A 23,856-nucleotide genomic window follows, 5' to 3' on the forward strand; every position below is an offset into this window, starting at 1 on the left:
AAGCTGTGGTTATTCTACCTTTGCTACGTGCTAAGCGCTGTGACGGCTCACTTAAATGAGGTAGATTGCAAAACGAGTTGGATTAAGCCCTGCATGGTATCGCATTGCAAAGACAAAATTAAGCTTTTGTAAAAATAAACAACTAAACTTGTTTTTGAGTATTGGCAACAGAGTTGTGTGTGTGCGCTTTTTGCTTTTGAGTCTATTTTTTCTGTCGCCAGTGTGGGCGTGTGAGATGACGGTGCGATTTGAAAATTACGCCGCACAATCGCGCTTGGATGAAGAAAAGGGTTGGCATGGTATGGATGTAGACTTTGCTAAGGCATTACTTGATGAGGCTGGGTGTAGCTATAAATTTGTGAGTATTCCTTGGGGACGCTCTTTGAAAATGCTTGAAGCAGGTAATATTGATTTGGTGCTGAGTGTAACGCAAACAGAAGAGCGCACCAAGTTTGCCCACTTTGTCGGTCCACAACGGATGGAAACCATCGTATTTGCTATGAATGCAGAGCGTTCATTTGATGTGGAAACGATGGAAGACTTATTTTCACTTCCTGTACCAGTGGCTATTCAACAAGGGGCATTTTATGGCCCTAGCTTCACACAGCGGTATGAAAAACAGTTAAACAAAGGCACTCAATTTATTTTTGTTCCCGACAACCAAACTAAGCTAAGTTTACTAAAACATGGGCGCATTGCTGGCTTTTTGGAGGAAAAATTCAATATCATTTTTCAGTCAACCAATCACCCTGATTTTATGACCATCAAAATCGCACCTTTAATTATCAATCAATCTCCTGTCTACTATGCATTTAGCAAAAAAAGTGTTTCTGAGAAGCAGTTAAAGCAGCTGAGCGAAGCCTTTAGCTCATTAAATAAATCGGGACGTTTAAGCGAGATATTAAAAAAATATCAGTTAGACTGAGTTTTTGCTAAACTAGCTCGCGATTTTTTACTGTTTGACTTTACATTGCTTTATGTCCAATCAATCTTTGAACCAAATTGAAAAACGCGCCGCATTTTCTTTAGCGGGTGTCTTTGCATTTCGCATGCTCGGGTTATTCATGCTCATGCCTGTGTTGGCGATTTATAGTGATTCTTTCGAAGATGTTTCACCGCTTTGGATTGGTTTGGCCATAGGTGCGTATGGTTTGACCCAAGCGCTATTACAAATACCAATGGGGTGGCTATCGGATAAGTACGGGCGTAAACCTATTATTATAGGTGGGTTAGTTGTTTTTGCTGTCGGCTCCGTGATTGCGGCAACGGCTGAGTCTATATATTGGGTAACCGCAGGTAGAGCTCTTCAAGGTATGGGGGCGATTGCCAGTGCGTTACTTGCTTTGGCATCTGATTTAAGCCGTGATGAGCAGCGGCCAAAGGTGATGGCCGTGATCGGAATGTGTATCGGGTTAAGCTTTGCGGTAGCGATGTTAGTGGGTCCTATGGTAGCTGCTTCTTTCGGCATTGCAGGGGTATTTTGGTTAACTGCGATTTTAGCTTTAGTGGGCATCTTGATTGTGTTATTTGTGGTGCCAAATGCAGTGCACAAAGCACCTAAAGGCGATACGGTGGCTTCCTTGTCAGATATCAAGAACCTTATTAAACACCCACAACTGCTGCGTCTTGACCTTGGGGTGTTAATGCTACATTTAACGCTAACAACCCTATTTGTGGTGTTACCAGCCAAATTGATCGACGATGGTCTGGATGCGCAGTCTCATTGGCAAATATATATTCCAGTACTCATATTAGCTTTTGTATTGATGGCGCCAATGATGATTGTTGCGATCAAGAAGCAAAAAGAAAAGCAGGTCTTTTTGGGGGCGATTGCCATGTTAAGCATTAGTACTTTTCTGCTTATCTGGCTATCTCATTCCCTGTGGGGCATTGCACTGGCTATGACTTTGTACTTCATCGCATTTAACTTCCTAGAAGCAACAATGCCAGCATTGGTATCGAGAATATCGCCTGCTACACAAAAAGGTTCAGCTATGGGGGTATTTTCTTCCGGGCAATTTTTGGGAGCCTTTTTAGGCGGTGTACTTGGTGGATATCTCGCGCAAAACTACGAAACGCAATCTGTATTTGCCGCTGCGGCAGGAATTGGGGTAATATGGCTGGTTATTGCATGGCGCATGCAAGTCCCTCCACGTAGTAAGGCGCTGAGCTTTGTAACGGAACTCGATAAACCTCAGCATGCACAAACACTTGCTGATAAACTGGTTACATTACCGGGCGTGTTAGAGGCGACTGTTGTCAGTGAAGAAAATCGCGCTTATCTAAAAGTGGACGAAAGTAAATTTGATTTAAACCAAGCTAAGCAAATTTTATATCCTGCGTAACGGGTACTTGGTTGCGATGAGAAGTCGAATTCGAAGCGCAATCGTTATACAATCGTGTTGTAGAATATAACTAAGCAATGCTTGTAATTGTGTGAGGAGAGGGTGCCATGGCACGCGGTGTGAATAAAGTAATCTTGGTGGGTAACTTAGGCCAAGATCCTGAAGTACGATATATGCCCAACGGTAATGGTGTGGCGAATATTAGTATTGCTACCACTGATAGTTGGAAAGACAAAAATACAGGCCAGATGCAAGAGCGTACTGAATGGCATAGAGTGGTGTTGTTTGGAAAATTAGCTGAAGTGGCTGGCGAATACTTACGCAAGGGCTCTCAGGTTTATATTGAAGGCCGTTTGCAAACACGTAAGTGGACTGATCAGAGTGGTCAAGACAAATACACCACAGAGATTGTTGTTGATATGGGTGGCCAAATGCAAATGTTAGGCGGTCGCAACGAGCAGGGTGGTCAATACCAGTCTGGTGGTAATCAAGGTGGCTATGGTCAGCAGCAAGGTGGTTTTGCGCCTCAGCAAAACAACCAACAGCAATATGGTCAGCAGCCTGTGGCTCAGCAAGGTGGCTTTGCTCCTCAGCAACAAGCACCTCAACAAAGTGCACCTCAACCACAAAATAACAACTTTGGTGGCCAGTCTCAAAGTGCACCAGCGCAAGGTGGTCAGCCTCAGGGCGGTTTTGCACCTCAGCAGCAAGGCAGTGCTTCCAATCCAATGGAGCCACCAATCGATTTTGATGACGATATTCCGTTCTAAACGCTATCTGAGATAGACTGTCGAATCAGCATAAAAAGCCTCGTTTGATACGAGGCTTTTTTGTTTTTGGCTTTTAAGGTGCAGTGTCGTTCCAAGCCACTAAAAATAATGCATGCAAGATCAGCAGCTTTTAGGATTCTTATTCAGGTCTCCTTGAGTTTTGTATTAGATTGAACAAAACTTTAATCAGAATCATTAATGGCAGCTTTATCATGTTTCACTTTGCGCTTACAGAACACTCAATTAAACGTGAGTACGTGTTTTTGGGGGCGTGGTGTGGGTTATTCATCGTATTAAACTTGGCGATAGTCCAGTTCACTGGCACTTGGATAGCAGAAGAAGCAAATCGCCTAAATGTCCAATTGGCATACTATATTGTACCAGTTCCAGCTCAAGAGTTGAGTGTGTTGGCCCAGCAGTTTGGGTTTAGCATTTTCCCCAGCAATGATGCTTTAACAGCTTGGCTTTCAAGCCCTTATCATTTTAAAGTTGGTGAGCACTCAACGAGCCTCTATCCAAGTAATATGATCAACTGGGCTGTTACGTGCTGCTTGTGGCTCAATGCAGTATTAGTGAGTGCAGGTGTATTGGGGTGGATTGCTATGTCGAAGCGGGCTAAATCCCCTGATCGTAGGCGAAAACTGATTGGCGATAAAGCGTTGAGTGCCAGCCCAGATGTGATGCATGTTGCTACAGAGCAGCAAGTAACCATGTTTGCGATGTTTAAGTGGCGTTGTGAATTACCCAAACATATCGAGCCACAAAGCCACTTTAGCGTGACATTGGCCAAGTGTTTCAATAAATATAAGTACTGTTCGGCCAAGTACTTATCATCAGGTACACTCACCGTCACACTCAGCATATTAAATAAAGATGAAGTAGAGCAAACAGTCAAACGTTTGCATGAAGTGGTTTATCAAGCTTTGCTTGCCTTCAGAGGGGATTTATCACGCAGTGCGGTAAAATGTGGCGCATGTTTTTACAGCGAAGGAGCAGATCAAACACAAGTATATCAAATTGCGAGATCGTCCCTCAGTGTCGCGCAAAATCACGTTTGGCAGCATATCCACATGTTACCGTTAAATCACACCTTAGCCGAAAGCCTGCTGGATGCTGAAATCAACATTATGGAAGATATTAGAGCCGGTCGATTTGTATTATTTTGCCAGCCCCTGTTTGATTTTAAATCACAGGATGTGATCCAAAGCGAAGCGCTTTTGCGTGTGCGACATAAAACTTTAGGGCTGATAACCGCTGGTCAATTTATCCATAAAATACATCATAATGAGCATCTAATTGAACTCGATAAGGCCATAGTTGTACAGGCGTTAAAAGTGCTTGCAAAAGAGCCGAGAGGGTTTTCTGTGAGTGTAAATTTACACGTAGTAAATTGGTCCAATAGTGATTTTTTAAACTGGTTGATTGTGACACTGAAGGCGTCGGGGCGAGCGAGCGAAGTGACCCTGGAATTAATGATTAATGATTATTACCAACACAAAGCTTATTTTGAGCAGTTTTTTAGTTCGCTGGCATCGCTGGGAACGAATGTGGTATTGGATCATGTTATTAAACCCCTAGACATAGTGCAGCTCCATACATTGCATAATGTAGTGGGGATCAAACTTGCCTTTGAGTTAATTCATGAAATTAACAGTTGTGCCAAACGCAGAGCAGTAGTCAAACAAATCGTTAATCAAGCGAAAAAGTTACAGATCCCAGTTTATGCAGTGGGGGTTGAAACACAGGATGAGTTTAATTGTATTAAGCGACTGGGTGTAGATGGAGCACAAGGCTATTTCTTCAGTGCTCCATTGTTAGAGTTGGAAAACAGTTTAAATTAATTGTCGATAACGCAGACCATCAAGCCCCTGCAAACCGCCTGTATGTATGGCTACGATGGTACTGCCTCGAGGGAAGTAATCTTGTTGAATGAGTTGCCATAGGCCATAGAACATTTTGCCGCTATAAATGGGTTCTAGAGGGAGGTGATACTGGTGATTCATGTGTTGACAAAACTGCCACAAAGCAGCTGAAAACTTGCCGTAGCCGCCATCGTGGAATTGCGAAAGTATCTGCCAGTTTGTTTTTGTTGCGGCGCAGGGGTTCAGTTTAGTGACTTCTGCATTGAGATAGTGAGCGCCTTTTAGTACTGCAAATCCTAACACTTGTGTAGCTTCATCGACGCCGCTTAGCAGCCCCGCGAGAGTTCCGCCACTACCTACTGCGCAGCAAAGGTAGTCGCTTTTCGGGAGCGATTGTGCCAGCTCTTGACAACCTTGTAAGGCGAATTGGTTACTGCCACCTTCGGGAATGATATATGCCATTGGAAACTGACTCTGGAGCTGTGCTAGGTAGTCTGAATCATGACGTCGGCGATACTCGATGCGGGTGACTGGGTGCAAATTAACGCCACAGGCTTTTGCAAAGCGAAGAGTTGGGTTTTGTGGGTCTATGTGTGGACCTCTGACGATGAAATGTGCGGGAATCTGAAATAACTTACTCGCCATAGCCGTGGCATATAAATGGTTGGAAAATGCGCCACCAAATGTAACGAGCGACTGGCATTGCTGACGTTTAAGCTCTAGGAGGTTGTATTTCAGTTTTCTCCATTTGTTTCCTTGAACTGTAGGGTGAAGCAGGTCGTCTCTTTTTATAATTAAGTCGATTTTTTTCTCTACCAATAGTGGATGATTAATGGTCTGAAGAGGCGATTCAGCGTGGCTTGAGGTCAACATATGATTTTCGATTTATCTATAAATAGGCGCTTTGTGGTTATTATTTCATGAAAATGTGCTCAGAACACTGGTAAGGACGTGACTATTAGTTGTAAACTCAGATATTAATTGTGCAAGGCTTGTGTTTTACTTCGTAAGTACATAGCATTAAGCATTAAAACATTAAAAATAACAAAGACCAAAACAACTGCCGCTGTTGGGAATGGAATATATGCGAATTGCTCCTTTATCTCTTTTTGTCTCTGCCGCCTTATTGTCTGTAAGTGTTTGGGCACAAGATACTGCGACTGTGACAGCTATCGAGTCAGAGCGCTCCGAAAAACAAGCTGAGTTAGACAGATATACTCAGGTATTAGACAAACACGTGGCTGAAGAAGCCCGTTTACAATCACAACTTGAACTGTTGAGGAATAACTCGACAGAGTTGGACAAAGAAAAAAATCAGGCACTTGATGCCATGAATGACTTGTATCGTCGCCTTATCGACGATCCTTCTATCGATATTTCCTCTGCGCAGACGAGATATCAGCAATCAGTGGCTGATCATAAGTCTAACAAAGAAGATATTGCGATGCAGTTAGCGGCCATAGCATCGCACCGTAAAGATATTGAGCAAATTCGCGTTAGCAAGCACACCTTAGTTAACACGCTTGCTAGCTTAAAAGACCAGTTGAGCACAGCGCGCGTCGAGCGACTTCGTAATGAGTTCACTCGAGAAGGGACATTGGAAGTTGAGCATACTATAAACTGTAAGCGCACCGAGACGCTGGCAGCGTGTGAACAGAGGGGCCAACAGCTAGGATTGCAAAAAGCGACTAAACGCTTTATCGATCAAATCTTTGCCAATTTAACCGAGCAGCGTATTGTCGAACCCAAAAGGCATCTTGCAGGTGCACAAGTGCAGGTTGTCAGCAGCCATGTAATCGGCAGTGCATTTAGCGGTCAAGGTAATTACAGTGTTAATTTGAGTGTCACAATGCGTGGTGACGTGAATAATAGCCGCCTGTGTGGCTTATTGACGCTTGATAACCGTTTTTGTAGTGAATATGGCACGCCGCTGTCAGTTGGGTACCAAGCAAGTTATCCAACAACGTTTAGTGACAGCCAGCTAACATTCAAAGATGAATTAGATAAACCTGAAAAAAGTATTCCTAGTGTTACTACATTGCAGCCAAAGGCTGAAATCAAATCACAAATCATTCAACAATCACCACAAGACAGACAAGTTGATCTGACATTGCGTTCAAATGTCTATGATGATGAAGTTTTTATTGATGGCGTCAGCTATGGCTCGACCAAGCTAGTTGTGAGTGTACCACTTGGCTCATACGATATTGAAATTCGCAAACTCGGTTATGAGTCATATACGGCAAGAGTAGATGTTCGACGTGCTCGAACGATTAACGCAAAGCTAATAAAAAAGCCTGAGTCGATTGCTGCACCGACTCCCAAAAGAGAGCAAGTTGAGCGCCAAGCAGTGGTACAAAAATCGGTGACTCCTAACTTGATAGAAAACAAAGAGGTCATTATCCCTGCGGGATCTTTCCAAATGGGAGATTTGACGGGAAATGGACTAGCTAACGAGCGCCCTGTTGTTGAAAAAGTGCTAAGCCACTCGTATGCAATGCAAAGCAATGAAGTGACGGTTGCCGAATTTCGACAGTTTGTCACCAGTTCTGGATTTCAAACCGAAGCTGAAAAAGGCGCTGGATGTGCACACTACAAAAATGGTGAGCCGATTTGGGAAAGTGAATACAACTGGAGCAACCCGGGTTTTGAGCAGGCAGATAATTTCCCTGTTGTCTGCGTGACATACGAAGATGCAAAGGCTTATGCCAATTGGTTGTCAGCAGAACAGGGGATCCAATATCGTCTACCCAATGAAGTTGAGTGGGAATATGCCGCTAGAGCCGGCACAAGTTCAGAGTATCCATGGGGAAATGAAATTGGTCGGGGCTTAGCCAACTGTGGTTGGTGTGGTAGTGAGTGGTCAAATAAAAGCCCAGCTCCTGTAGGTGAATTTTCACCAAATAACTATGGTTTATATGATACCGTTGGCAACGTGTGGGAGTGGACGCAAAAGCGAGCTTCACAAGAGGATGTAACGGTACGCGGTGGCGCATGGAATTTTGCTCCTAGCTTGGCTCGAGTGTCGACCCGCCTTGCACTAGCGCCTGATTTTAGAGCCAACTACATTGGTTTTAGATTGGTTCGAGAAAGATAACTAAAACGTGCCCTGAAATAAGGGCACGTTCAGTCAAAGTGCAGTTTGCACTTTGTAGACTTAAATATTTCAGCCTTAGCGTACAGTTGCTTTGGCTTGGTTAAAAGAATTCTTTAAGGTTACCCAGCCTCATGTTTAAAAAGCTACGTGGATTATTTTCAAATGACCTGTCTATTGATTTAGGCACGGCTAATACACTGATTTATGTAAAAGAAGAAGGTATCGTACTAAACGAGCCCTCGGTGGTGGCAATTCGTCAGGAGAGAGCTGGCGGGCCAAAAAGTGTTGCTTCAGTAGGTACTGCAGCAAAACAAATGCTAGGAAGAACACCTGGGAATATTAAAGCTATCAGGCCAATGAAAGATGGCGTTATTGCCGATTTCTATGTTACTGAAAAGATGCTCCAACACTTTATAAAACAGGTTCACAATAATAACTTTATGCGCCCAAGCCCTCGCGTTTTGATTTGTGTACCATGTGGCGCAACACAAGTTGAAAAACGTGCAATACGTGAGTCTGCAATGGGGGCTGGTGCACGAGAAGTATATTTGATTGAAGAGCCTATGGCGGCGGCTATTGGAGCCGGCCTACCAGTATCTGAGGCAACAGGTTCTATGGTTGTTGACATTGGTGGTGGTACTACTGAGGTTGCAATTATCTCGCTCAATGGTGTGGTTTATTCGTCTTCAGTGCGCATAGGTGGTGATAAATTTGATGAAGCCATTATTAATTATGTCAGACGTAATTTCGGAAGCCTGATCGGTGAAGCTACTGCTGAACATATTAAGCATGAAATCGGCTCTGCATTTAAGAGCGAAACACCAATTGAAATAGAGGTACGCGGTCGTAACCTTGCTGAAGGTGTACCGCGCTCGTTTACACTGAACTCCCATGAAATCTTAGAAGCGTTACAAGAGCCTCTAATGGGTATTGTAAGTGCTGTTATGGTTGCCTTAGAGCAATCGCCACCTGAACTGGCTTCAGATATTTCTGCTCATGGTATGGTGTTAACTGGTGGTGGTGCTTTACTGAAAGATCTAGATCGTCTATTAATGGAAGAAACGGGTATCCCAGTTGTCGTTGCAGATGATCCTCTCACTTGTGTAGCGCGAGGCGGAGGTAAAGCCCTAGAGATGATAGACATGCATGGTGGCGACGTATTTAGCTACGACTGATGAATTTACTGTTTGGCCGAAGCATATCTTTACAACTGCGACTTACTGTCGCAGTTGTGCTTAGTATTGTCCTGATCATAGGCGATAGATACACCTCTGGCGGTACGTTTGTCAGAACGACGTTAAATACATTAGTAAGCCCTGTCTTATATGCGGCAAATATACCCTATGAGTTATTTAACGTCGGGGCACAGAGCTTGCATACTCGCGATAGATTACTCGATGAAAATGAAGTACTCAGGGCTAAGCAATTATTGCAAAGTGAGCAACTCCAACAGTATCAGTTCCTACTTAAAGAAAATAATGAGCTAAGGGCACTGCTAGGGGCATCTGCGCGACAATCCCATAATCGCCAAATTGCGCAAGTACTTTCTGTACGTTCCAATCGTTATAACCACCAAGTAGTCATTAATAAGGGCACTATTGATGGAGTCTCAGAAGGGCAGGCTGTTATTGATGAGTTAGGGCTAGTAGGTCAATTGACACATGTAGGCACGACAACATCTCGTGTTTTACTCATGACAGATACAACCCATGCGACACCGGTAAGAATACTGAGAAATGATGTCAGCATGGTGGTTGAAGGGATTGGTAAAATTAACCTAGTCCAATTGGCACATGTTTCCCATAGTTTGGATATTCGAATTGGTGATATTTTGGTCACTTCAGGTCTCGGTAGCCGTTTTCCTGAGGGGTATCCTGTCGCCGTCGTTACAGAAATAGATAGAGATGAGGGGCTACCTTTTGCCAAAGTTTATGCTGAACCGATTGCACAGCTAGATAGGATAAGATTGCTGGTAATTTTGGGAGAGAACTCCATAGAGGTCAGTGATGAGCCGTAGTTTTTCTTTTATTACTTTTAGTGTTTTTCTGGCACTTATCATGGCTTTAATGCCATTACCTTTCTCATTAGAACCTTTTAGGCCTGATTGGGTCTTACTGGTATTGATGTATTGGTCCATCGCGTTACCACACAGGGTGAATATAGGCTGGGCTTGGTGTACCGGACTGATCATGGATTTGGCAGTGGGCTCGCCACTGGGTATAAATTCATTGACCTATTCTGTATGTATTTATATTACGGTCAGTAATTTCCAGAAATTAAGAAATTTCTCGCTGTGGCAACAAGCTATGTTAATTGGCTTGTTTTTAGCGCTCTACCACTTACTGCAGTTTTGGTTAAATCATTTCTTATTAGATATTTATTTTAACCCTGCATATTTATGGCCAGCATTGATTGGCATGTTATGTTGGCCTTGGATATTTCTATTGCTGAGAAAATACCGTAGACACTTTAGGATCCGTTAATGGCAGTAAAATTATATTTGGCTTCGGCTTCTCCACGTCGAAAAGCACTGTTGAGCCAATTGGGGTACTCCTTTGAACAATTTTCTGTTGATGCAGATGAGAGTGCGCACCCCAACGAACAACCGCACGCCTTGGTTGAGCGCCTTGCGCGTTTGAAGGCACAAAGTGGGGTGGAGGTTGGAGATGAAGAACGTCCCGTATTAGGCAGTGATACTGTTGTTGTGGCCGATGGGAAAGCCTTGGGCAAGCCAGAAAATAAAGCCGATTTTATGTCAATGATGACTATGCTTTCAGGTAAAACTCATCAAGTGATGACTGCAATTGCGGTGGCAGATAAGCATGCTGTAATGAGCAAAACGGTGATAACTGACGTAACATTTAAAGTGCTTTCAGCAGCAGAAATCGAACAGTACTGGTCAAGCGGTGAACCTTTAGACAAAGCTGGCGGTTATGGTATTCAGGGCTTAGGTGGTCGGTTTGTAACGCAGTTGAGTGGTAGTTATTTTGCTGTAGTGGGACTACCTTTGTATGAAACAGATGAACTAATTCAATTATTTATGGCGGAACGAGATGAGTAGCGAATTATTGATCAATGTGACACCAAGCGAAAGTCGAGTCGCACTAATTGAAAATGGTGTATTGCAGGAAGTTCAAGTAGAGCGTGTTGGCAATTTAGGGATTGTCGGCAATATATATTTGGGCAAAGTGAGCCGGGTTTTACCAGGTATGCAGGCTGCTTTTGTAGATATTGGCTTAGAAAAAGCCGCATTTTTGCATGCTTCTGATATTGTCAGTAGTGCATCTATTGAAGAAGCTGTTGATGAGCAGCCGATAAAAAAAGTACAAGATATTAGAGAACTGGTTAAGCAGGGCCAGTTTATTATGGTTCAGGTAGTCAAAGATCCTATAGGCACCAAAGGGGCGCGTTTGACCACAGACATAACCATACCATCTCGCTATCTGGTATTTATGCCCGATGCTACCCATGTCGGAGTTAGCCAAAGAATTGAAACCGAAGAAGAGCGCGACCGCTTAAAACGTATTGTCGCCCAGTACAACGACGAGAACGGCGGGTTTATTGTCCGCACGGCTGCTGAAGGTGCAGCTGAAGCCGAATTGAAGCACGATGCTGAATTTTTAAAAAAGCTCTGGCAAAAAATAGTCAGCAAACGCAGAAAAACCAGCAAAGCGAGCATACTGCACGAAGATTTAACACTCGCATTTCGTACGTTACGCGATTATGTCGGTGAAGATATGGAGCGCATAAGAGTGGATTCAAAGCTCACATATCAACAGCTAAAGTCTTTTACAGAAGAGTTTGTCCCGCAACTTTCAGAAACACTTGAGTATTATCCGGGTGAGCGCCCTATCTTTGACTTGTTTGATGTAGAAGCCGAAATTCAAAAAGCATTGCATCGCAAAGTGGAGCTAAAATCTGGTGGGTACTTGATCATTGACCAGACAGAGGCAATGACAACTGTAGATGTTAATACTGGTGCGTTTGTAGGCCATAGAAACCTCGAAGAAACGATCTTTAATACCAATGTTGAAGCGACATCCGCAATCGCCCGTCAGCTTAGGTTAAGGAACCTTGGCGGTATTATTATTATTGACTTTATCGATATGATTTCCGATGAACACAAGCGGCGTGTATTGCATTCATTAGAAGCGGCGCTGGCAAAAGATCGTGCTAAAGCGAATATTAATGGTTTATCTGCACTCGGTCTTGTGGAAATGACGCGCAAGCGCACCAGAGAAAGCTTAGAGCATATTTTATGTGATGTTTGTCCATCGTGCTCAGGCAGAGGCTCACTCAAAACTGTTGAAACAGTATGTTATGAGATATTACGTGAAATAGTGCGGGTAAATAGGGCCTATGATGCTGACAAGTTTATGGTGTATGCATCTGCGGCTGTGAGTGAGGCGCTGGTGAATGATGAGTATCATAATTTGGCGGAGCTTGAGCTGTTCATCGGAAAGCAAGTGAGTATCCAAACTGAGAACTTGTACAGCCAAGAGCAGTTTGATGTGGTAATGATGTAGGCAATTATGCACCCCAAAACAATCTGCTTTTTTTGTATCAGAAAAGCGTGGCAAATCTTTGCTGTGACTTTGGTTATGATCGCGGTATTGGTTTCGCTGTTAAAATTAAGCCTGCCGTATGCCAATGATTACAAAAATAGCATTGAATCTTTGATTTACAGGCAACTTAATGTTGAATTGAGTATCGGCTCTATCAGCGCTAGCTGGCAAGGAACAGGGCCTGCCTTACTGCTCGAAAATGTCAGTTTTGAAGACAATCTAAACGCACCTATTTCACTGCACATTGACAACACGAGTTTGCAAGTCAATGTCGTGCAATCTCTTAGGCAATGGCAGTTGGTGTCAAACTATTTCGTGTTAGATGGTTTCAAAGCTAATATTCACCTTGATAGACTTGATTTGCAGGGGGATTCTGGAGATTTTGAGCAGCAAGCACTGATTGAAGGGCTGTTTTTGGGGGAAACCGGACACTTTGCAGTACAAAATAGTGAAGTAAATTTATTTAAAGCAAACAAACCACACCACAGCGTACTTATTCAAGATATGGTGTGGCAGAACAGCGCCAGTGCACATCACGGTGAAGGCCGCTTAATATTCCCAAGCCTTTCACAGGGAAGCTTAAATACACGAGTCAAACTCACAGGGGAGACTCTGCAAAGCATCGAAGGTGATATTTACCTGCAAGCCAGTGACCTGAATGTTTTAGACTTAATCGACGAGCATTTCAATACTAACCATCGCGCGTTAAGTGCAAGTATTAACGGGCAATTGTGGGCCAGCCTAGAGTTAGGTAGATTAAAAGATATTTTGGTCCAATTTGAACCGAGTTACATCACTTGGTTATCTGATAATGAGCCCAACAAACTGGGTTTAGATAGCGGTCAATTCTATCTAGAGCCGTCAGATCAAGGTTGGTCACTTTCAAGTTCGGAATTTATATTTCGTAGCGCCGAGCAAGTATACCAGCCAGCGCACTTTCAAGGGGTATGGTCTGTCGATCAAGGCACTCTTTGGCTTCAACAACTTAACTTAGAGCCGTTCGCGCATGCCCTTGCTCTGACCCACTACAACTGGGCTAAGGAAGTTGGTAAAAGTGACTTTCAGGGAACTTTAAGCAAAGCAAAGCTGCAATGGGAGACTCATACAGGTTTAAGTATTTGGAGCTCCTTAAAGGATGTGGGTTGGCAAGAAACTGATGCCGCACCAGGACTGGAAGGACTTAATCTGGAGTTCAATTGGCAAGCGCAGCGTGGTGTTGTAAGTGTTAGTGCGCATCAACGCCAGCTTATCACTGGCCCGCGTTTTGTTGCGCCGATTGACATCGATGAGCTCAACGGTGATATCCACTTTTGGCAGGACAGTAATGCCAAGTGGCACGTTGATTCCGATAATTTATGGCTAAGTAATTCGCAACTTGCGGTAGCGTTAGAGTTTCATACTCGGCTATTTGAGCAGCCTGAATTGGATTTATACGCAGAGGCCTACGGCAAAGACGCGTCTATTGCTGGACGATATTTTCCATTGGAACTTATGCATAGCAATTTGGTTGAATACCTTGAACAGGGCATCATTGCAGGTAAGCATGTTAATGCTCAAGTGCTTTTTTCAGGGCCTTTGACTGAGTTTCCTTTTCGTGGTCAACAGGGGCAATTTGAAGTGCTTGCGCTTATTGATGATGCTGAGTTTTTATTTGCACCTGATTGGCCTAGTGTAAAAAATGCGGGCGTAGAATTGCATTTTCACAATGAACGTATGGATATTACGGCCGACTCAGGGCAATTAGCAAATCAGTCAATCACTGGTGAAGTAGTGGTAAGTCTCCCAGATCTTGAGCAAGCCGACAATCTTTATGTCAATATAAAACAACAAACAGAGGCCGCAAGCTTACTATCATTCTTTGCTGCTACGCCAATAGCAGATCCACTCGTCAATGTATTTGAAATTGTGCAAGGCTCAGGTCAAGTATCCGGCAATATTGAACTTGATATAGATCTTAATAACCTCGATGTTATCGCTAAAGGAGTTGTTGACCTCAATGACATTGGTGTTTTCCTGAGTAAACCGGGTATGCAATTAAACAATGTGTTTGGGGAGCTAACTTTTCATGATGATGAAATAGCACTCCTTAATGCCAAAGCAACTTGGCTTAGTATGCCGATGGATTTTTCTGTGAATGGCAGTGGCGATCAAGACAGTTATGAAGTGAGTGTATCGACTAACTTATTGGCATCTAGTGAGCATTTACTTCCCTATGGGCATGGTTTAATGGATGGTTTCTTGGCAGGCGAAGCTGCATTGGAAACCCAGTTAACGCTGAATTTTGCTGAGCGAGGTTTTAACTATTTAGCGAGTTTTAGCTCCGATTTAAGTGATGTGTCTGTCATGTTACCCGCGCCCTATAGCCAAGAGGCAGGCACTAAAGGGAAGCTAATTGGCGAAGTGAGAGGCGATGATATTTCTAACCTGATCACTGCAAATGTAAATGATTTACTCTATTTCAATGGCATTTTAGATAACCAAAGTGGTCAGTTCAGCAAAGCGCATTTGATTGTGAGTGAGCAAAATCGTGGTTTAGAGCAGTCTGGGTTCAATGTAACCATCGACCATGCTCAGTTGCAACTAGATGAGTGGTTTGCCTTTTTAGACAGGATAATAGAAAAAAGCGAAAAGTCAGACAGTGATGCTGAAAGTCTGTTACCTGCACTCAATGAAATCCGAGCTAACCTCAGTGAGCTAACTATCGGAGATGTGTTGTTTAACGACTTCGAAATGGTAATGCGTCCGAATGAGCAAGGTTTGTCAATGCGCTTAAATGGCAAGGAGCTCAGGGCACAAGTACAATTTCCAACACAGCCAACTTTGCCGATAAGAGTACAGGCAGATTATTTAAGGCTCAATTCAAAACAACCCTCTCAAACAGGGCAAATAGACCAAGCTAGTTCACCACAAGATGACAGCTGGCTGGCCAATATTCCGGCAATAGAGTTTGGTTGTGATGATTGTCGTGTGAATCAGTATCAATTGGATAGAGTGACCTTGTCCATGCTTGGTAATGGTGAGCAACTAACGATCAGCAATCTTAACATTGATAAGGGCGCACATTCGTTGACAGCTAATGGCAGCTGGAGCGATGGTCGCTCACAACTAAGTGGTAATTTAAGTAGCGCTGACTTTGGTGACTTGATGGAAGAGTTTGATATCACCTCTACTGTTAAGGACTCTCAAGCAAATATTGATTTTGATTTAAACTGGCAAGCCGCACCATATGATTTTCAGTGGGCAACATTAGGTGGAGATATTAAATGGCGATTAGGAGAGGGACATTTAACTGACATCAGTGATCAAGGTGCGCGTGTTTTTTCATTGCTTAGTCTAGATTCCTTGGTGCGCAAATTGAAGCTCGACTTTAGAGATGTGTTTGCAAAAGGGTTTTTCTACAATCAAATGGAAGGCAGCTTGCAGTTGAATAACGGTATTGCTTATACCCAAGACACTAAAATGGATGGTGTACCTGCCGACCTTAGCATTTCAGGTTACGCAAATTTAAAAACGCATGAAATCAACTATGATTTGGCGATTGCGCCACAAGTTACTTCAAGCCTACCAGTTATTGTGGGGTGGATGGTTAATCCAGTGACTGGCCTTGCTGCACTGGCAATTGATAAAGTTATCCATTCTGCTCGTGTGATCTCTGAAATTAATTTTAAAGTAACCGGCACAATGCAAGAGCCCGTAGTCACCGAAGTGGACCGCAAGAGCAGAGAAGTTACTCTTCCTGGTGTAAAGCCTCCTGCTTCAACTGAGCCTGCAGTGCCGAGCGATACAAAACAGCCAGATAAGGAAAACCCAGAAGGGTCTAAAAAGGATGCTGATACTACCGCGCCTTTACAGGTTCCTGTCAAGCAACAAAACCCTTCACAAACATCCGACACGGAGCAAAAACGTAAGCAGCTTGGCAATGGAGTACCTGAAGCACCAGCATTTATGTCAGCTGACAGCGAAGTACAACAAAGTATCAAGACTGACGAGGGCCGTTTGTCGAGTGGTAAAATAAAAACACCGTACATCTTTGACTTAAAGTGATATGAATTTTATGACTGTAAATGATGCCAATGTGGTTGTGATCCCAATGTGTTCAGGCATGAATCCTGAAGAGAACTTTAGCTATGTCGCACAACAGTTAGAAGCACTCACCATAGAGGGGCGAACCTTAGTGTGTCTACCCGAAGCTTGGTTGGCATTTTGCAAAAGTGGTTCAGATACTTACGAGATCGCAAGTAACAGCGAGTATTGGATAGAGAAAATCTCGCAGCTATGTAAACGCAATAAGATATGGCTGAGTGCGGGGACTATTCCTATCTCGTGCACTTCTGAAAAATACTATGCAGCTAGCTGTCTGTTTAATGAACAAGGGGAACTTGTTGCTCAGTATAATAAAATCCATTTATTTGATGCTGATGTACGCGATAAATCGAAGCAGTATCGAGAATCTCAACACACAGAAGCTGGGAATGAAGTTGTAGTTGTAGATAGTCCCTTTGGTAGACTAGGCTTAAGTGTGTGCTATGACATGCGCTTTACAGGATTATATCAAGTTCAGCGCGAGCAGGGCGCCTCTATATTGCTGATCCCCAGCGCATTTACTACCGTGACGGGTAAAGCACATTGGTTGCCGTTATTGCAAGCTAGAGCCATCGAAACACAAAGCTTTGTTATTGCCGCAGCGCAAGTTGGGGAGCACCAAAATGGACGAGCAACATATGGTCACAGTGTCATAATTTCTCCTTGGGGAGAGATACAAGATAATAGTGAATTATCTTTGAAGCCAATACAAAGACGGTTAAATTTAGCCGAGCTGGACAATATCAGGCTGTCTATGCCTGTGTTCAAGCACAATCGATTTAAGAGCAATATTATATGAATCAAGTTGAAAAAAGCTTGTTAGCTGATAGCCAGTTAACTAGAGAGCAGCTAGAGCAAACACTCAGCTACATTCACCAGTACAATGTGGATTATTCCGATCTGTACTTTCAATCTAGCTATCATGAAACTTGGGTACTTGAAGATGGCAAGATAAAAGAGGGAAGCTATAACATTGAGCGTGGTGTCGGTGTGCGAGCAGTTAGTGGAGAGCAGACTGGGTTTAGTTATTCTGATGCCATCAATCTAGAAGCCATTAATCAAGCTGCTGAGGCGGCGAGGTCGATTGCTCAGCAAGGAAAATCGCAAAGTGTGCAAGTGTTTACTGATATCCAGGCACCTGTTCAATTTCAGCCAGTTCAACCGTTATTGAGTATGAGTGATGAAGAGAAAATATCATTGCTTAGAGAAGTCGATAGTGCAATTAGAGATTTGGCTCCGGATGCACAGCAAGTCGTTTGTTCTATCGCAGCAGTATATGAAGAAGTATTGATAGCGGCAAGTGATGGTACATTTGCCACTGATATTCGTCCTTTAGTTCGTTTAAATTGCTCTGTGTTATTGGAAAATAATGGCCGCAGAGAGCGAGGGAGTGCCGGTGGTGGTGCGCGTTTGGATTATGGTTACTTTAAAGAACTTGAAAACGGTAAACCACGTTGGATGAGTTACGTCGAAGAAGCGGTAAGACAAGCACAGGTCAACCTGACAGCTATTGATGCTCCCGCTGGTACCATGCCTGTAGTATTGGGCGCCGGTTGGCCTGGAGTGCTATTACATGAAGCTGTAGGACATGGCTTGGAAGGTGATTTTAACCGCAAAGGGGCTTCTGCCTTTAGTGGTCGAGTCGGTGAGCAAGTGGCGTCATCGCTGTGCACGGTCGTAGACGACGGTACAATGGCTAACCGACGTGGTTCTTTAAATATAGATGATGAAGGTACACCTGCAGGTTATAATATATTGATTGAAAAGGGTGTTTTGAAAGGTTACATGCAGGATAAGACCAATGCCCGATTGATGGATGCAAAGCCTACTGGTAATGCTCGCAGAGAATCATTTGCGCATTTACCTATGCCTCGAATGACAAATACTTATATGTTGCCGGGGGAGAGCACACAGCAAGACATCATCAGCTCGGTGAAAAAGGGGATTTTTGCGAGAAACTTCGGTGGAGGCCAAGTTGACATCACTTCAGGGAAGTTCGTATTTTCTGCTTCAGAAGCGTATTTGATTGAAGATGGTAAAGTAACTCAGCCGATTAAAGGCGCGACGTTGATCGGCAATGGTCCAGAAGCCATGCAGCAGATCTCCATGGTTGGAAACGATTTAGAGCTCGACAGAGGCGTAGGTGTTTGTGGTAAAGACGGTCAAAGTGTGCCAGTTGGTGTCGGCCAGCCAAGCCTTAAAATTGATCAGCTTACGGTAGGTGGTACTGCTTAACATCAGTATGAGGGGAAGAAGCTCCCCTCATAATATCAACTAGGGCAAGATGGCTTCTTTTAAGTATTGAAACAGTTCTTTGTACCCTTTCGCAGGTTTTTCTGCTTTTAGTTCCTTGTTCGCTTGACGGACGAGTTGACGCAGCTTTTGTCGCTCCATGCTTGGGTGTTGTTCAAGCAGTTCATTAATTTTGCTATCACCACGCTCGAGTACTTCATCGCGAACTCGTTCAACTTGGCCGAGTAATACTTCCGCTTGGTTGTTTTTGTTTAATAACATATCTAAGGCGGACTGAAGCTGCTCTACATTGTCAGTAGTTCTTAGTACTTTCGCGATGTAATTCATGTGGCGGCGATAGGCATCGTGTTTACCACGAATTTTGTCAGCGAGCGCCATGGCTTCAATGAGCTCGTTGCTCAGTGGCAGCTTTTCGCGTTGTTTTTTCCCCAGCTCTGCTATATCAATGCCAAGTTGTTGATATTGTTGAGCATCCCTTTTTAATTCGCTCTTGGATACATAGATGATTTCTTCATCTTCAATGTTGTGATCTGGTTTTTTTGCCATAATCTAAGGCCATAAAATATTACAATTATATTGATTATACCAAGAAGCGACAAAAAATATCGCTCATACTGCTGCCTTTAGTGATCTATCCCAGCGAAAATGCCACTCCTGTGTTAGGATTGTAATGTTTACAAGTATTTGGAAAATCAACATGAATGATAACCAAGCTGGATCTATATACCAGCAAATCGACGAAGTAAAAGATGCTGTCTCCGAAGTGCTGGAGCTTGCATCCCAGTTGGGTGCAACTTCTGCTGAAGCGGCGATGAGTCGCACTTCAGGGCTATCGGTTAGTACACGAATGGGTGAGGTCGATACGATTGAGTTTAATCAAGACGGCAGCTTGGGGATCAGTGTTTATGTTGGTAATCATAAGGGTTCTGCTTCCACTGCGGATCTAAGTAAGCAAGCATTGCGCTCTGTTGTGAAAAAAGCCATAGAAATAGCTAAGTACACGGCCGATGATGATTGCAATGGTTTAGCTGATAAGGATCTGATGGCGCGTTCTATGCCTGAATTGGACCTCTATCACCCTTGGTCTTTATCTCCGCAAGAAGCTATTGAGCACTGTATAGAAGCGGAAAAATCAGCGCTTGAATTTGATAGTCGCATTGTAAATTCTGACGGTGCGAGTATCGCTTCTCACCAAGGGTTGCGCGTGTATGGAAATAGTCATGGATTTCTCGCAGGTTTCCCTCGTACACGCCACACATTGAGCACTATGGTTATTGGTCAAGAAGGCGATGTGATGCAAAGGGATTCAGCATTCAGTATCGCGAGAAAACACGAACTGTTAAAAGCGCCCAATACAGTTGGTATCGAAGCCGCACAGTCTACAATTGCCAAACTTAATAGCCAGAAGCTATCCACGATGAAAGTGCCAGTGGTATTTCGTGCTGACATTGCAAATAGTTTATTTGGTCACTTGGTTTCTGCGATTGGCGGAGGTGCGCTGTATCGTAAATCGAGCTTTTTACTAGATACACTCGGTAAGCAAATTTTTAATCCATGCGTTTCTATTGCTGAACGACCGCATTTATTGCAAGGTCTGGCGTCAAGCTCGTTTGACAGTGAAGGGGTGTATACGCAGGATAGAGAGATAGTCGTCGACGGTACATTACAAACTTATTTAATGGCAAGCTATGCGGCAAGAAAGATGGGCATGAAGGCGACAGGGCATGCGGGTGGCATTCACAACTGGTTAATTCAAAAAACACATGATGACCTGAGCGCTGTGCTAAAAGAGATGGGCACAGGTTTGTTAGTCACAGAGCTAATGGGGCAAGGGGTTAACACGGTAACCGGTGATTACTCTCGCGGCGCTGCGGGTTTTTGGGTAGAAAATGGCGAAATTCAATACCCTGTAAGTGAAATTACCATAGCGGGTAATCTCAAAGACATGTTCCATAATATTCAAGCAATTGGTGGAGATGTCGAGTTGAGAGGTGCCGTTCAAACTGGTTCGGTGCTGATAGAAAGTATGCAAATCGCCGGAGAATAAATAGATAAAACTATACGATGTCTTGCTCTAAGTCAGGCTTAGAGCAAGAACCATGTTGCAGTGCCAAGAAACGCAAATATGCCAACAATATCTGTGACTGTGGTCAGGACTACGCTTCCAGCCAACGCTGGGTCTATCTTCATACGCTTTAATATTAAGGGGATACTCGCTCCCGCGATCCCAGCAGCAACCAAATTCATGAACATGGCAAAAGCAATCACTGCACCAAGCTTAAAGTCCCATTGCCAAAGGGCAACCACTCCTGCGATTAACAAAGACCACAGCACGCCATTGAGCGCGCCGATCGCCAGCTCTTTACCAAGTAAAAACCTTTGGTTAGTTTGATTGACATGACCTAAGGCAATACCACGGATAACCAAGGTTAAGGTCTGGCTACCTGCAACTCCCCCCATGCTGGGTACTATGCCATTGAGTACTGCTAAAATAGGTAAAATGTCGAGCGTACTTTCAAAAAAGCTGGCGACAAAGGCTGCAAGTAGTGCTGTCAGTAAATTGATCCCAAGCCAAATTGAGCGCCTTTGGCTACTTTTCATTACTGGTGCAAAGGTATCTTCTTCATCCTCTAGACCAGCCATACTCATTAAACTATGTTCGGCATCTTCTCTAATTACATCGACGATATCATCAATGGTGATCCTGCCTAATAACTGCGTTTGATCATCGACTACTGGTGCCGAAATCCAATTGTGGCGCTCAAATAGCTGTGCAACTTCACTTTCGGGCATTGTCACAGGGATCGTTTCTCTTTCCTCGTTCATCAGCTCTTGTACGAGCTTGTCAGGAGGGTTGGTCAATAAAATACCAATGGATAAAGAGCCCAAAAAGCGGTTTTCTTTGTCGACGACATAAAGATCGTCGGTACCTTGTGGTAACTCTTCTTTTAAGCGCAAATAGCGCAGCACCACATCTAAACTCACATCAGGTCGTATGGTGATGGTATCACCATTCATCAATGCACCAGCAGAGTCTTCATTGTAAGACAGTGCGAGCGTGGCTCGTGCTCTGTCTTGGCTATCCATCGCACTGATAACATCTTGATAGACAGGGACAGGCAAGCTTCGCAGAACCTCACCCAAGTCATCATCGTCCATATCTTCGGTGGCTGCCGCGATTAATTCGGGCTCCATTTTGGCGATTATGCTAAGTCGAACGTCTTCTGAGAGCTCTTCAAGTACATCCCCTTGAATATCGGGGTCAACTAACTGCCATAAGGCCGTTCTTATTTTATGAGGCGATGACTCGAGTAGTAGTGCTGTATCACATGGCGGGATCTCTGCCAATGTCTGTCTGACTTGAACAAACTGTCCACTGTTTATTGCTTTTGTTACTTGCTGTAATTGTTCCAGTGTATAGTCTTGTTCAAAAACGTCAGGCATAGGCTTCCAAATTTCAATTTAAGAATAAGTGATAGTGTGTTTTGATTAGTCATCTAGGACAACTAATGTTACCCCTTTAGGGTAATGACAGTGATTAACCTTGTGGTCAATACTGCTCTCACATTCCAAAGGCATGGCACTCAAAACAAATAGATTTGGGAGAGCCTATCTGCGTCGCGCCATATTACTGTAAAAGTGAAAATAATATAATGATTATAGCTGCTTAAATTAAAAGTATTGTATTACAGTTTATTTGCATTAACAGAGCTGTCGGGATAAAAGTAGTATCCTTATAGTTCACTTGAAGCTAGATCTTATTCAGATTCATGGAACTTATCTTCAATGAGATTTCCAATTGCAAGCAAAGCGTCTTGCGCATCGGGACCTGTGCAGGTTACTTTCACTTCTTTTCCCTGGCTGCTCTCTAGTAGCAATAGAGCCAATACGCTGTCTCCTGGCGCGCTTTTATCGCCTTGGTGTAGCGTAACTTGAGCGTTAAATTGAGTAGACAACTGTGCTAGAACTGTTGCTGCTCGAGCATGTAGACCCAGCTTATTTTTTATAAGAAAAACGCCCTCGTATTCTCGCCTCATTACTCTTGTTCTCGGTGACGAATCTTGACATTGGAGTGAGTTCTTTGAAAACGCTCTCCCAGTGTTTGAGCCAAGTATACAGAGCGGTGTTGCCCACCAGTACAGCCGATGGCGATTGTTAAATAGCTACGATTATTACGCTCTAAGTGTGGTAACCAAGTTTGCATGAAGGTTTGAATTTGCCAAACAAACTTTTGAACTATGCTATGGCTTGATAAATAATCAATTACGGGCTGATCTAAGCCTGTTAAGGGTTTTAATTCTGGTTCCCAATGCGGGTTTGGTAAAAAACGTGCGTCGAAGACGTAATCAGCCTCTTTAGGGATGCCGTGCTTAAAGCCGAATGATTCGAACGTGATAATAAGCTGCTTGTCTTTTTGCCCGAGGATTTTTTCACGTACACTCTCTGCTAACTGATGAACACTGAGATCTGTGGTATCTATGGTGACATCGGCACGGCGGATTAACACATCAAGTAAGTTGCGTTCTTGTTTTATGGCCAAGTCTAGTGGTAAGTCGTTTAATGACAGCGGGTGTAAGCGTCGAGTTTCTGAAAAGCGCTTTACCAGAGTTTGATCATCACAATCTAAATAAAAAACACGTGGATTCGCAAACCCAGGTAAATACTCTAAGATATCATGAAATTCTTGCTGCTCTTTAGGTAAGTTTCTTACATCAATGCTTACCGCAATTTTGTTGTAGCTGTCTGAGACACTGCGAACTAGAGCTGGCAGCAGGTTAACTGGAATATTATCAGCGCAGTAATAACCTAAGTCTTCTAAAACTCTTAACGCAACAGATTTACCTGAACCAGAGCGGCCACTGATAATTATGAGTTCCACGT

Annotated in this window: 19 protein-coding genes; 14 read left to right on the forward strand and 5 right to left on the reverse strand. The window is 43.6% G+C overall.

The window, feature by feature from the left end:
* The first annotated feature begins 235 nt into the window (after positions 1-235).
* The 4 genes from QNM18_RS20845 (at position 236) to QNM18_RS20860 (ending at position 4,956) form a co-directional block, all read left to right on the forward strand.
* Positions 236-925 carry a substrate-binding periplasmic protein gene (locus tag QNM18_RS20845; RefSeq protein ID WP_211011860.1) on the forward strand — a complete coding sequence of 230 codons (690 nt, stop codon included), beginning with the start codon at positions 236-238 and terminating at the stop codon, positions 923-925.
* Between the two features lie 52 nt (positions 926-977).
* Positions 978-2,345, forward strand: a complete 1,368-nt coding sequence (locus tag QNM18_RS20850) for an MFS transporter (protein ID WP_284138338.1) — start codon at positions 978-980, stop codon at positions 2,343-2,345.
* A gap of 107 nt (positions 2,346-2,452) precedes the next feature.
* Positions 2,453-3,115, forward strand: coding sequence for a single-stranded DNA-binding protein (gene ssb, locus QNM18_RS20855; RefSeq protein WP_284138339.1), 663 nt, complete (start codon positions 2,453-2,455; stop codon positions 3,113-3,115).
* Positions 3,116-3,327: 212 nt separating this feature from the next.
* The gene (locus QNM18_RS20860; RefSeq protein WP_284138340.1) at positions 3,328-4,956 is read left to right on the forward strand and encodes an EAL domain-containing protein; all 1,629 of its coding nucleotides are present in this window, start codon (positions 3,328-3,330) and stop codon (positions 4,954-4,956) included.
* On the opposite strand, the gene QNM18_RS20865 is transcribed toward QNM18_RS20860, so the two are convergent.
* Entirely contained in the window at positions 4,948-5,850 is a 903-nt protein-coding gene (locus QNM18_RS20865) for a 1-aminocyclopropane-1-carboxylate deaminase/D-cysteine desulfhydrase (RefSeq protein WP_284138341.1), read from the reverse strand. The two genes, QNM18_RS20860 and QNM18_RS20865, sit on opposite strands and share 9 nt — an antisense overlap.
* 211 nt (positions 5,851-6,061) lie before the next feature.
* Here QNM18_RS20865 and QNM18_RS20870 point away from each other — a divergent pair, with 211 nt between their 5' ends.
* From QNM18_RS20870 to tldD, 9 genes are all read left to right on the forward strand, one after another.
* The gene (locus tag QNM18_RS20870; RefSeq protein WP_211011865.1) at positions 6,062-8,074 is read left to right on the forward strand and encodes an SUMF1/EgtB/PvdO family nonheme iron enzyme; all 2,013 of its coding nucleotides are present in this window, start codon (positions 6,062-6,064) and stop codon (positions 8,072-8,074) included.
* A 131-nt stretch (positions 8,075-8,205) separates the two neighbouring features.
* Complete coding sequence (locus QNM18_RS20875; protein WP_010376642.1) at positions 8,206-9,249, forward strand: rod shape-determining protein; 1,044 nt, start codon at positions 8,206-8,208, stop codon at positions 9,247-9,249.
* Positions 9,249-10,091: a rod shape-determining protein MreC gene (gene mreC, locus QNM18_RS20880; RefSeq protein ID WP_211011866.1), complete on the forward strand. Its 843-nt coding sequence runs from the start codon at positions 9,249-9,251 to the stop codon at positions 10,089-10,091. The genes QNM18_RS20875 and mreC overlap by 1 nt, the downstream gene beginning before the upstream one ends.
* On the forward strand, positions 10,081-10,557 hold the full coding sequence (gene mreD, locus QNM18_RS20885; protein WP_023397256.1) for a rod shape-determining protein MreD: 477 nt from the start codon (positions 10,081-10,083) through the stop codon (positions 10,555-10,557). Before mreC ends, mreD begins: the two co-directional genes overlap by 11 nt.
* Positions 10,557-11,135 carry a Maf family protein gene (locus QNM18_RS20890; protein WP_284138342.1) on the forward strand — a complete coding sequence of 193 codons (579 nt, stop codon included), beginning with the start codon at positions 10,557-10,559 and terminating at the stop codon, positions 11,133-11,135. The genes mreD and QNM18_RS20890 overlap by 1 nt, the downstream gene beginning before the upstream one ends.
* Positions 11,128-12,600: a ribonuclease G gene (rng, locus tag QNM18_RS20895; RefSeq protein ID WP_284138343.1), complete on the forward strand. Its 1,473-nt coding sequence runs from the start codon at positions 11,128-11,130 to the stop codon at positions 12,598-12,600. Before QNM18_RS20890 ends, rng begins: the two co-directional genes overlap by 8 nt.
* Positions 12,601-12,606: 6 nt before the next feature.
* Positions 12,607-16,683 carry a YhdP family protein gene (locus tag QNM18_RS20900; protein ID WP_284138344.1) on the forward strand — a complete coding sequence of 1,359 codons (4,077 nt, stop codon included), beginning with the start codon at positions 12,607-12,609 and terminating at the stop codon, positions 16,681-16,683.
* Position 16,684: 1 nt separating this feature from the next.
* Positions 16,685-17,521, forward strand: coding sequence for a carbon-nitrogen hydrolase family protein (locus tag QNM18_RS20905; protein WP_284138345.1), 837 nt, complete (start codon positions 16,685-16,687; stop codon positions 17,519-17,521).
* A complete protein-coding gene (gene tldD / locus QNM18_RS20910; protein WP_211011871.1) occupies positions 17,518-18,957 on the forward strand; it encodes a metalloprotease TldD in 1,440 nt (479 codons plus the stop codon). Before QNM18_RS20905 ends, tldD begins: the two co-directional genes overlap by 4 nt.
* 39 nt (positions 18,958-18,996) lie before the next feature.
* Here the strand turns inward: tldD and yjgA are convergent, their stop codons facing one another.
* Positions 18,997-19,521, reverse strand: a complete 525-nt coding sequence (gene yjgA / locus QNM18_RS20915) for a ribosome biogenesis factor YjgA (RefSeq protein ID WP_211011872.1) — start codon at positions 19,519-19,521, stop codon at positions 18,997-18,999.
* Positions 19,522-19,672: 151 nt separating this feature from the next.
* Here yjgA and pmbA point away from each other — a divergent pair, with 151 nt between their 5' ends.
* On the forward strand, positions 19,673-21,022 hold the full coding sequence (pmbA, locus tag QNM18_RS20920) for a metalloprotease PmbA (protein WP_211012106.1): 1,350 nt from the start codon (positions 19,673-19,675) through the stop codon (positions 21,020-21,022).
* 38 nt (positions 21,023-21,060) lie between these two features.
* Here the strand turns inward: pmbA and mgtE are convergent, their stop codons facing one another.
* From mgtE to rapZ, 3 genes are all read right to left on the reverse strand, one after another.
* A complete protein-coding gene (gene mgtE / locus QNM18_RS20925) occupies positions 21,061-22,419 on the reverse strand; it encodes a magnesium transporter (protein WP_211011873.1) in 1,359 nt (452 codons plus the stop codon).
* A 314-nt stretch (positions 22,420-22,733) separates the two neighbouring features.
* Positions 22,734-23,012, reverse strand: coding sequence for an HPr family phosphocarrier protein (locus QNM18_RS20930; protein WP_211011874.1), 279 nt, complete (start codon positions 23,010-23,012; stop codon positions 22,734-22,736).
* Positions 23,012-23,854, reverse strand: coding sequence for an RNase adapter RapZ (gene rapZ / locus QNM18_RS20935; RefSeq protein ID WP_211011875.1), 843 nt, complete (start codon positions 23,852-23,854; stop codon positions 23,012-23,014). The genes QNM18_RS20930 and rapZ overlap by 1 nt, the downstream gene beginning before the upstream one ends.
* Positions 23,855-23,856: the final 2 nt, after the last annotated feature.

It is taken from the genome of Pseudoalteromonas obscura, assembly GCF_030135505.1.
GTDB lineage: Bacteria > Pseudomonadota > Gammaproteobacteria > Enterobacterales > Alteromonadaceae > Pseudoalteromonas > Pseudoalteromonas obscura.